This is a genomic window from Methylobacterium ajmalii (genome assembly GCF_036448855.1).
Classification (GTDB): Bacteria; Pseudomonadota; Alphaproteobacteria; order Rhizobiales; family Beijerinckiaceae; genus Methylobacterium; species Methylobacterium ajmalii.
Window position 1 is genome coordinate 1 of the sequence record NZ_JAZFXT010000035.1, and the last position, 11322, is coordinate 11322.

Genomic DNA, 11322 nt, shown 5'->3' on the forward strand with positions numbered 1-11322 from the left:
CCCGGTCCACCGTGTCGGACACCGCGTCGAGGTAGCGGCGTTTCCGCGCCTCCGGCAGCTCGGGCCGGCGCAGGAAATCCACCGACGAGCGGATGATCGTGAGCAGGTTGTTGAAGTCGTGGGCGACCCCGCCGGTGAGCTGGCCCACCGCCTCCATCTTCTGCGACTGGCGCAGGGCCTCCTCGGCCTGGGCCAGGGCGGCGGCCTGGGCCCGGACCGCCGTCACGTCGCGGACCGTCGCGTAGATGCGCCCGTCCCGGGGCACGGCGTTCCAGGACAGCCAGCGGTGGGAGCCGTCGCGGTGCCGGTAGCGGTTCTCGAAGTTCGGCTGCGGCTCGCCGCGGGCGAGAGCCTCGGCCGCGGCCTTCGTCGCCGGGCGGTCGTCCGGGTGGACGAAATCGAGGAACGGGCGGCCGAGCAGTTCGCCCACGCTCCAGCCGAGGAGCGCCGTCCAGGCCGGGTTGAGGCTGACGAGGCGGCCCTCGAAGCTGGCGACGCAGAACAGGTCGGTCGAGGCCTGCCAGATCTGGTCGCGCTCGGCCGTGCGCTCGGCGACCTGCGCCTCGAGCGAGGCGTTGAGGACCCGCAGCGCCTCCTCCATCCGCTTGCGGTCCGAGATGTCGCTGAAGAACACCGCGACCCGCGCCTGCGCCGGATCGCCGATCCGCAGCGCCCGCACGTCGAACCAGCGCCCGAACACGTCGGCCTGGTTCTCGAAGTGGATCGGCTCGCCGGTGAGCGCGACGCGGCCGTAGGTGTCGAACCAGTGCCGCTCGAGATCGGGGGCGAACTCGCTCACCCACAGGCCCGCCACGTCGGCACCGGTCTGGCGGGCGAAGGCCGGGTTGGCTTCGGCGATCCGGTAGTCGATCGCGCGGCCCGCCTCGTCGAACTTCATCTCGAGGATGCAGAAGCCGACGTCGAGGCTGTCGAGCAGCGTGCGGTAGCGCTCCTCGCTGTCGCGCAGCGCCGCCTGGGAGCGGACCTGCTCGGTGACGTCGTAGCCGCCGACGAAGATGCCGGTGACCGTGCCCTTCCCGTCCCGCAGCGGCTGGTACAGGAGGTCGATCGCCCGGTCGGCCTCCTCGTGGCCGAGCCGGATCGGCAGGGCGCGGGCGGCGAAGGGCCGGCCGGTGCGGTAGACCGTGTCGAGGAGTTCGTAGAAGCCCTGATCGGCAAGTTCGGGAAACACCTCCCGCACGGTGCGCCCGAGGAAGTCGCGCGACCCGGCGATCGCCACGTAGGCGTCGTTGACGTACTCGAAGAGGTGGCAGGGCCCGCGCAGCACGGCGACGAAGCCCGGCATCTGCTGGAAGACGAGGTCCCGCCGGGCATGCGCCGCCCGCAGGTCGCCGTCCGCCTCCAGGCCGGCCGCGGGATCGAGCGCCGGGCGCCCTGCCCCGTCGTCGGCCGCCAGCGGCTCGCCGACGCGGTGGAGCACCATGGGGGCCGCGCCGTCGGCGCCCGGCACCGGGCTGTGGGTGATGCGCCGGCAGCGCCCCGCCGGGGCGCCGTCCGGGCCGGTGCGACCCGGATAGGGCAGCGTCAGGGCGTCGGGCCGCCCGGTGGCGAGCGCGCGGGCGAGCGAGGCCTCGATCGGCCCGACGAGGGCGGCCTCGGCGGGAAAGACCTCGTGCAGGCGCAGTCCTGGGAGGTCGTCGCGCCCACCGGCCGCGTCGCGATAGGCGCGGTTCGCCGCGAGGATGCGGCCCTCGGCATCGAGGACCAGGCAGGGCTCGGGCGAGGCGTCGAAGAGGCGGCGGTAATCCAGTCCCGGCGTCACGTCGCTCATCCGGGCAGACCGCGCAGGACGGGCCGCGCAAGGGCCGTGGGCCGGCGCGGGGACGCGACGGGGTGACGTGACGAAAGCGGGAGGACGGTCATGATGGGTGACGCTACCACGCGCGCGGGGGCGTGTCGCCGATGCCGACGCTCCGGCCGCGGCGGGGAACCGGCGGATCGCGGCTCGAGGCGCGCTCCGGATCGCCCGTCGGGAACGCGCACCCGGCCCCGCCCCCGGGGATGCGGGGAGGACGCGGCGAGGGCAGAGCCTTGATCTCGGCGGCATTTGCGTGTTTCGCCATCATCCGCCCCCTCCTCCCGACCGGTCCGCATGCGCCCCACAGCTTCCGCGAAGGTCCTGGTCACGAGCCTGAGCCCGGACGCGGTCAACCACAACGCGGCGATCCGCGCCTATCTGCGCGACGGCTTCGCCGAGGTGCTCGATGCGGGCGCGGTGCGGGACAGCCCGCTCGAGCTCGCCGAGGAGGCGATCGCGGGGTTTCGCCCGAGCCTCGTCGTGGGCCTCGGCAGCGTCGCCGTGGAGGCCGCGCCCCTGCGCTCCCTGACGCGGAGCGCCCGGCGGGTGGGGGCCCGCCTCGCCTTCTGGCTGCACGACGACCCCTACGAGTTCGACTACGCGCCCCGGGCCGAGGCCCTGGCCGACCACCTCTTCACCAACGACCGCTGGGCCCTGCCGCATTACCGGCATCCTTCGGTCTCGCACCTGCCGCTCGCCGCCTGCCGCCGGACGCACCTGCGGCCGGTGCGGCCGATGGCCGAGCGGACCCTCGACCTGTTCTTCTGCGGCGCGGCCTTTCCCAACCGGATCGCCCTCCTCGAGCGCGCCCAGCCGAGCCTGTCGGGGCACCGGGTCGAGGTTTTCGGCGCGGGCTGGCCGGCCTCGCTGGCGTTTGCCGAGAACACCCGCCTGAGCGCGGCCGCGATGGCCGACCGGACGAGCGCGGCCCGCCTCGTCCTCGCGGTCGGCCGCGACCTCGACATCGCCAACCGGCGCTACCGGTTGCCGGCCTCGACGCCCGGGCCGCGGGTGTTCGAGGCGGCGCTGGCCGGCACCCCGCAGCTCTGCTTTACCGCCGGCCTCGAGATCCTGGACTACCTCGACGAGGGCCGCGAGATCCTGCTCTTCGACGACGTGCAGGAGATCGCGGAGGCGATCGCCCGCTCCCACCGCGAGCCCGCCGCCTTCCTGGCGATGGCGGAGCGCGCCCGCGCCCGGGTGCTCGACGCCCACACCTACCGCCACCGGGCCGAGACCATCCTGGCGGCGATGGCCGCGTGACGGACACTCCCATGCCCCCCTCCCGGTCCGCCCGCGCGCCCCTCTCGGTGCTGCTCCTCGACACCGAGCCGCGCACCAGCAACGCCTACATCGCGCTCGCGGTCGCCGACGCCCTGGCGCGCCACCCCGCCGTCACCCGGGTGGTGCGGGCGACCCACGCCGACGCGGTGGCGCTGGCGCAGGACGCGCGGTTCGACCTCGTCCTCGCCCTCGGCGGGGCGAGCCGCCATCACGCCCTGCTGCGCCGCCTCTGCGCGCTCGCCGGCACCAGCGCGCTGTGGACGACCGAGGACCCCTATCTCGCTGCCGCCAACGCCCGGCTCGCCGGCTGCTTCGACCTCGTCTTCACCAACGACCGCGGCTCGCTGCCCCGCTACGGGGCAGGCGCCCGCCACCTGCCCCTGGCAGCCACGACCCTGTTCCAGAACCTGCCCGTCCTGCGGGACGACGCGGCCTACCGCTACGATCTCCTGTTCGTCGGCACGGCCTGGCCGAACCGGGTGGCGACGCTCAACCGGATCCTCGCCGGCCTGCCGCGCGACCTCAAGGCGAAGATCGCGCTGCCGGCGAACGCCTACCTGGCCCCGCCGGTGCTGGTGCGCGACGACCTCGTCGTCGACTGGCGCTGCGGCAACGCGGATTTCGCGCGGCTCGCCCATGCCAGCCGGGTGGTGCTGACCCTGCCGCGGGTCTTCACCGCCGGCGCCGGCGAGGCGGCCTCGGGCACGACGCCGCCGCCGCGGCTGTTCGAGGTGGCGCTGGCCGGCGGCGCGCAGCTCGTCGTCGGCGCCGACCCCGAGACCTTCGCCTATTACGCGCCGGACCGCGAGATCCGGGCCTGCGCCGAGGAGGACGCCGTGGAGGCGCTCGCCGCCCTGCTGGCCGATCCGGAGGGCCGGATCGCCATGGCGGAGCGCGCCCGTGCCCGCACCCTGGCCGGGCACCTCTACGACCACCGGGTCGACGTCATCCTGCGGGCGGTGCGGGAACGCGAGACCGCGACGGCCCCGCCGTCGGCGAACGACACGAGCCCCCTTCCCGGCGCGAGGAAGCCCCGCCTCCTCTTCGTCACCCACAACCGGGCCGGGCGGCGCCAGGGCGGCGGGGTCGAGTTCTACCAGGAACAGCTCGCGGACGCGCTCGATGCCGGCCTCGACGGGTTCGAGGTCCTGTTCCTCTACCCCTCCTTCGAGGAGGACGCCTGGGTCCTGCGCCTCGACGAGGGCGAGACCTCGGAGGCGCTGCCGATCCCGCCGGCGGAGCGGCTGCTCGCCAGCCCGGAGATCGAGGCGCTGGTCGAGCGCATCCTGGTCGAGCGGCGCATCGACCTCGTCCACGTCCACCACCTCCTCGGCCTGCCGCTGAGCCTGCCGACGATCGCCCGGGCCCACGGCGTGCCGGCGGTGATGCAGCTGCACGACTTCTTCCTGATCTGCAGCCGCTTCACCCTCATGAACCAGCACGGCGTCTTCTGCGACGTCGTGCACCGCGGCGAGAGGGCATGCGACGGATGCCTGTCGAGCACCGAGGGACTGCCACCCGGCTCGAAGGCACGCCGGGACGGGTTCGTGGCGCGGATGCTCGGGAGCGTCGACGCCCTCGTCGCCAGCACGCCCGCCACCGCCGCCTATGTCCGGGCTTTCTACCCCGAGGCACCGGCCCGGGTCGCGATGATCGAGATGATCGATGCCGGGCCGGCCGGCTCGGGCCCTGGCGCGCCGCTCCCGGCGCGCGGGCCCGACGCCCGGCCTGCCCTGCGGGTCGCGGTCCTCGGCAACGTCGTCGACCACAAGGGCGCCCGCACGCTGCTCGAGCTCGTGCGCATCACCGAGGGCGAGGCGATCGTGTTCGAGGTGCTCGGCTACGTCGAGAGCTACCTCGTCGCGGCCTTCGAGGCGATGGCCGGGGAGCGGCTGCACCTGCGCGGCGGCTACACCCGCGACGAGGTGCCGGGGCTTCTCGCCGGCTGCGACGTGTCGCTCCACCTCTCGCTCTGGCCCGAGACCTACATGATCTCGCTCACCGAGGCGTGGCGGGCGGGACTGATCCCGATCGTCACCGATCTCGGCGCGCCGGGCGAACGGGTCACGCAGGGCGTCGACGGGCTCAAGGTGCCGCCGGGCGATGCGGGCGCGGTGCGCCAGGCCCTGCGGCGGCTCGCCCACGACCCGGACCTCGTCGCCGCCTTGCGCGCCGCGATCCGCCGAAAGACCTTCCCGACGGTCGCCGGGCACGCCGCCGCCCTGGGGGCGCTCTACCGCGAGCTGATCGCGGCCCGGCCGGTGCCGCATGCGGTCCCCGACGCGCCGGCCGCGCCCTTCACCCTCTCGGCCCTCGATCTCGGCTTGCGTCTCAACAACCCGGACTGGACCGACCCGACGATCGTCTGGGACGGGACCGACGAGACGAGCGCGATCGTCGACGCCCTGCCGCCCGCCGTGGCGCTGCTGCCCGAGCGGCCGCTGGTACCGGACGATCCGACCCTGTTTTGGGAGATCGCCGACCTCGTCGCCGACGGCCAGCGGCTGCCCGGCCGGATCGGTGCCTGCGCGGCAGGCGACAGCCTGTCCCTGCGCGGCTGGCTCTGGCGGCCCGACGCGGCACGGCCGATCCAGACCTGGCTGCGGCTGCGCTCCGGCGCGGCCACGCGCTTCGTCGCCGCGCTGCCCGAGCGCCGTCCGGAACTCGCCGGCCGGTTCGGTACCGGCCGGGCCGAGCAGGCCGGATTCGCGGCCCGGATCCGTACCGCCGGCCTGGTGGCGGGCCTCCACACCGTCGACCTCGTCCAGGTCTTTTCCGACCACCTCGCGGTCGCCGAGGGAGTCGCGCGCTTCACCGCTGCGGGATTCGCCCCGCCAGGGCCCGTCACGCCGTGGCGGCCGGGCCTGCCGGACTTTCCCCTGCGCCGGAACGCGGTGCGGGCGGCGGTGACGGGTCACGGGCTCCCGCTCGTCGAGGGCGTGCCGGTGGCGCGCCAGGGCGGCCTCACCCGCATCGAGGTCGCGTTGCCGGCGGGCGCCGGGACGGGACAGCCCGTCCTGGTGCTCGAAGGCCCGCAGGGGGCCGCCTGGACCCGGGCGGTCGGGCGCGAGCAGGACGGGACGATGCGGGCCGGCGCCGAGGCGCAGGCCCGCGACCTCGCGCCCGGTCCCTACCGGCTCTCGGTCGCGATCGAGGACGATCGTGGGGCGGAGCGGCCCGGGGCCGAGCTGTTCGAGACCGGCGCCACGCTCTTCGTCGCGCCCTCCACCCGCGCCTGCCTCGTCACCGCCGCGGCGCCGCCGGCCCTGCGCCGGGCCTGGATCCCGAAGCTGCGCACCCGGCCGAACCTCGATGCCGTGGTGACCGGCGAGACGTCGGACCTGCTCGGCCCTACCGTCGCGGTCTCGGGCTGGTGCTTCGTGCCGGGACGCGGGCGGCCGCTCGCCTGGATCGCCCGCTGGGGCGCGCGGGGGCAGCGCCGGTACATAGTCGCCGAGTGCTTCGCACGGCAGGACGTGGCGGCGCACCTGAAGGAGGCCGACGCCCTGAATGCGGGGTTCGAGATCCTGTTGCCCCGCGAGGCGATCCGCGACGGGATGCTGCGGGTGTTCCAGGTCTACGAGCGCGGGGCGGTGGCCCTGCCGGGCTTTCCCGGCCACGTCGCCGGGATGATGCCGGATCCGGCGTGACGGGCGGGGAGCCGCCTCCCCGCCCCTCGCCTCACCACTTGTAGCTCAGGCTCGCGGTGATGCGGCGCTGCTCGCCGTAGAAGCAGGCGTTGACCGACTGGCACGACGAGACGAAGCGCTTGTCGGCGAGGTTCGCGGCGTTGATGGCGAAGCGCCAGTTGTCGCGGCTGTAATGCACCACCGCGTCGAACAGGGCCCGCTCCGGCACCGTCAGGGTGTTGTTCACGTCGGCGAAGGAGCGGCCGACGTAGCGCACGCCCGCGCCGAAGCCGAAGCCGGCCCAGTCGCCGGTCGGGATGGTGTAGTCGGCGAAGATCGAGGCCAGGGTCTCGGGCGTGTTGGTCGGGGTCCGGCCGATGGCGCCGACGTCGCCCTTGGTGATCTCGAGGTTGTAGCTCGTGAACGACGCGACGACGTTGAAGTCCTTGGTGATGTTGGCCACCAGCTGCGCCTCGAAGCCGCGCGAGCGGGTCTCGCCGAGCTGGAGCTGGTTGAGCGGGTTGGTCGGATCGGAGGTCAGGGAGTTGGCCAGCGCGAGGTCGAAGGCCGCGACCGTCAGGAAGGCGTTCGCTCCCGGGATCTCGTACTTGATGCCGGCCTCGAACTGGTCGCCGGTGGTCGGCTTGAACGGCTGGCTGAAGAAGTTGGTGCCGACCTGCGGGTTGAAGAAGGTCGCGTAGCTGACGTAGGGCGCCAGGCCGAAGTCGAAGTTGTAGATCAGGCCGTAGCGCTGCGTGAACGCGTTGGCCGATTGCCGCGTCTGGGTGCTGGCGAGCCGGTTGTTGACCTCGTTCGAGGTGAAGTCGCCGCGGCCGGACACGACCAGGGTCAGCTCGGGCGTGAGCTTGATCTGGTCCTGGTAGTACAGGCCGAGCTGCTGGAACACGTCGTAGTTGACGAGATAGGGCGCGACCGGGACGCTCGGGGCACCGTAATTCGGCGTGATGATATTGAAGTTCGGGACCGGCACCCCGGCGAAGCCGCCGGTGGCCTGGTTGTCGTTGAGCTGGAAGTTCTTGTAGTCGAGGCCCATCAGGACCGTGTGCCTGAACAGCCCGTCGTCGAACCGGGCCACCGCCTGGTTGTCGACGTTGAACAGGCGCGCCCGCGAGGCGGCGCGGAAGCGGTAGCGGGCGATCTGGGTCTGGTTGGCGTCGGCATAGCCGAGGCCGCCCAGGAACGCGTCGTCGAGCGAGTCGCTGAAGGCGTAGCGCAGGTTCTGCCGGAAGGTCCAGGTGTCGTCGAAGACGTGCTCGAACTCGTAGCCGATGTTGGCCTGCATGCGGCGGTAGGTATTGTTGGACGGATCCGAGACGTTGTCGCTCTGCCGGACGCGCAGGCCGAGCACCGTCGGCCGCACCGTGCCGTAATACGGCAGGAACGCATTGAGGCGGCCGGTATCGTCGTACTGGAGGCTCGACAGCAGGGTGAAGGTGGTGGCGCCGTCCGGCTTGTAGGTGACGGTCGGGGCGATGTAGCCGCGATTCTCGTCGAGGCCGTCGACCTGGGTACCGCCCTGCCGGCCGATGCCGGTCAGGCGGTAGAACCAATGACCGTCCTTGTCGGCCGGCCCGCCGAGGTCGAAGGCGAGGTACTTCTGGCCGAAGGAGCCGCCGCCGACCTCGATGTAACGCAGGGGGTCGACGGGCGGCTTCTTGCTGATCAGGTTGATCAGGCCGCCGGGGCCGCCCTGGCCGAACAGCACCGCGGCGGGGCCGCGCAGCACGTCGATGCGCTCCAGCCCGAACGTGTCGACCTTGTAGGCGGCAAACCCGTAGTTGAAGAGCTGCAGGCCGTCCCGGTACAGGCCGGTGTCGTTCGCCGTGAAGCCGCGGATCAGGAAGAAGTCGACCCGCGGATCGGGCCCGAACACGTTGCCGAAGACGCCGGCCGAGTAGGCGACCGCGTCGCCGACCTGCTGCGGCTTGAGGGCGTCGATCTGCTCGCGCCCGATCACGGTGACCGATTGCGGGGTCTCGATCAGCGGAGTGTCGGTCTTGGTCGAGGTCAGGGTGCGCTTGGCGACGTAGCCATCGATCGGGCCGCGCGGATCCTCCTGGGGCCGGGCCGCGACGATTGCGGCCGCGGGCCGGGTGCCGTTGCCCGCGACGTCGATCGCCTCGAGCTGGATCGCGCCGCCCGCCGCCGCGCCCTGCCGGGGCGGCGTCGCCTCCTGGGCTGCCGCCGAGCCGGCCGTCAGCCCGAGGAGGGAGACGCCGGCGGCGAGCATCGCGACGACGCGGCGACGGGGCGGAACGGGAGCGCTGGGCTGGGCACGCATGTCGAGACCTTCGGGCAACGGCCTCCCAGCCCCGGGGAGAGACCCGCCCGGGCTGGCGCCGTTCTTTAGAATGATACTAAGTTATTGTTCCTAATAGGGTTTTTAGCATGCGTTGCCGGCTCGCGAACCGGGATTTCCGGATCGCGCGGCAGTTGTTAGGGCCCGTGGCAAATCCGCAACGACCGCTTGCCCGGAGCGTGCCCGCTCCAGGTCGGCGGCGATGGCTTGTCCGCGGTCGCGCCGCCCGTCAGCGGGACGCGAAGGTGTCGCGGATCGCCTTGGCGTTGCGGCGGATCATCGGGCGGAGCCAGGCGCCGGACGCGATGTAGGCGCCGGGGCTCACCGGCGCGAGGGCGGCCGCGAGGGCCCGGGCGAGGTCGGTCCGGGCCGGCGCCCGCGCGGCGGCGGGGTCGCGCCGGTAGACCGCGGTGGTGTCCTCGCGCCAGTACTCGGGATGTGGCGCCAGGCCGGCGCGGGCGGCGGCCCGGTCGAGGGTCTCGCGCACGAAGCCGTGGACGTGGGCGAAGTGGAAGCGCTCGTGCGGCGGCTTGCCGGTCGCCGCCATGTTGGGCACCGCGGCGTAGAGGACTCCGCCGGGCGCCAGCCGGGCGGCGAGGCGCTCCAGGGTGTCGACCGGGTCGCGCAGGTGCTCGAGCACGTGGTGGACGGTGACGACGTCGAAGATCTCGTCGGGCGCCAGGGCATCGAGGCGGTCCAGCACCCGGGCGCCGTGCTCCTCGCGCGCGAAGGCGGCATAGGACAGGCCGGGCTCGACCCCCGTCACGGTCGCGCCCCGCTCCCGCGCGGCGGCCAGGAACTCGCCCGAGCCGGAGCCGAAATCGAGCACCCGGGCGCCGGGCCGCAGGGCGGGCGCGAGCAGGTCGGCACGAAACGCCGCCTCGCGCCGGGAGCGGTTGAGGTGGTGGCGTGGCGGGCGCTTGCCGAGGGCGAACTGGTAGGCGGCGCGGTAGGCCGAGGCGTAGTAGGCGCCGAGCTCGGCTTGCGTCGGCATCGGGTCGGTGCGGATCAGGCCGCATTCCGTGCAGGCGACGGAGCGCAGCCGCTTCAGCCGCCGGTCGGTCTCGGCCACGACGAGCGTCCCGGTGCCGCCGCACAGGTTGCAGGCCATCGCCTCGCCCCGGTACGGGTAGCCGGTGAACGGCACGGCGTGCCGGACGAGGTGGAGCGAGGGGGACATCGGCGGCCTTTTCGCGGATCGCGGCCGGCGGCCGCCCGCACCGCGCACGACGAAGATCACCCGGCCTTACCAAGGAATGAGACGGACGAGAGCCCGGTCTTCATCCCTCCCTTGCGGGGTTTGTCCGGCGAAAGGAAGGCCCGGCGCGCCGGCCGGCGCCCTCAGCGCTCGTGCCCGGCCGTCGCGGTGGTCTCGCGCACCGGCGAGAGCAGGTAGTCGATCACCCGGCGCCGCCCGGTGCGGATCTCCACCGTCGCGGTCATGCCCGGGGTCAGCGCCACGTCCTTGCCGTCGGCCTTGATGACCGTCCGAGAGAGCGCCACCGTCACCGGGAAGATCAGGTTCTGGGTCTTGGGCATGCCCGTCACGGGATTGAGGCCCTGGCCGCGCGCCACCGACAGGGCGTCGCTGCCGCCCCCCGCCTCGCGGTCGTCCACCGCGTCGCGCGACACCCGCACCACCCTGCCCTCGATCGAGCCGTAGCGGGTGAACGGGAAGGCGTCGATCTTCACCACCGCCTCCTGGTCGGGCAGGACGAAGCCGATATCCTTGTTCTGGACCTGGGCCTCGACCTCGATCGGCCCGTCGGTCGGCACCACCACCATCAGCGGCTGGCCGGCGGTGACCACCTGGCCGAGCGTCGTCACGGCGAGCTGCTGCACCGTGCCGGAGATCGGCGCCTTCAGCGCCGTGCGCTCGCGCTTGAGCGTCGCCTTCACCACGTCCTGCACCAGGGCGTCGCGCTTCTGCGCCGCCTCCGTCAGCGCCTGGTACTGGCGCGCCACCGTCTCGCTGGTGAGCTGGGCGATGCGCCGCTGCAGCGAGACGGCGCCGGCCTTGGCCTCGGTCAATTGCCCGCGGTCGTAGGCGAGGTCGGCCGAGACCTGCTCGACCTGCTGCACCGCGTCGATTACCGCCGCGCGCGTCCCGGCGGATTTCGCCACCAGGGTCTCGCGCATGTCAGCGCGCTCCTTGAGCACCGCCTGGAGGCGCATCCGCGCCGCGATGCTGGCGGTGAAGCGCTCCTGCGTCGCGACCTTCTCGGCGAGCTGCGCCTCGAACGCGTCCCGGGTGGTGACGTACTGGCCGA

Annotated in this window: 6 protein-coding genes; 2 read left to right on the forward strand and 4 right to left on the reverse strand. The window is 73.3% G+C overall.

All coding sequences use genetic code 11. The features are described from left to right. A partial coding sequence (locus V3T34_RS16525; protein WP_305079729.1) for a PAS domain-containing protein occupies positions 1 to 1783 on the reverse strand: 1783 nt, incomplete at its 3' end. 330 nt (positions 1784 to 2113) lie between these two features. Between V3T34_RS16525 and V3T34_RS16530 the strand changes: the two genes are divergently transcribed. Both V3T34_RS16530 and V3T34_RS16535 read left to right on the forward strand, forming a co-directional pair. Continuing rightward, a complete protein-coding gene (locus V3T34_RS16530; RefSeq protein WP_305079730.1) occupies positions 2114 to 3082 on the forward strand; it encodes a CgeB family protein in 969 nt (322 codons plus the stop codon). Positions 3083 to 3093: 11 nt separating this feature from the next. Then, positions 3094 to 6753, forward strand: a complete 3660-nt coding sequence (locus V3T34_RS16535) for a glycosyltransferase family protein (RefSeq protein WP_305079731.1) — start codon at positions 3094 to 3096, stop codon at positions 6751 to 6753. A 31-nt stretch (positions 6754 to 6784) separates the two neighbouring features. Here V3T34_RS16535 and V3T34_RS16540 read toward each other — a convergent pair whose 3' ends face one another. The 3 genes from V3T34_RS16540 to V3T34_RS16550 form a co-directional block, all read right to left on the reverse strand. Further along, positions 6785 to 9034: a TonB-dependent siderophore receptor gene (locus tag V3T34_RS16540; RefSeq protein ID WP_305079732.1), complete on the reverse strand. Its 2250-nt coding sequence runs from the start codon at positions 9032 to 9034 to the stop codon at positions 6785 to 6787. Positions 9035 to 9281: 247 nt separating this feature from the next. Next, a complete protein-coding gene (locus V3T34_RS16545) occupies positions 9282 to 10232 on the reverse strand; it encodes a class I SAM-dependent methyltransferase (protein ID WP_060846050.1) in 951 nt (316 codons plus the stop codon). Between the two features lie 161 nt (positions 10233 to 10393). After that, the coding region (locus V3T34_RS16550) for an HlyD family type I secretion periplasmic adaptor subunit (protein WP_331369240.1) at positions 10394 to 11322 on the reverse strand (929 nt) is incomplete at its 5' end.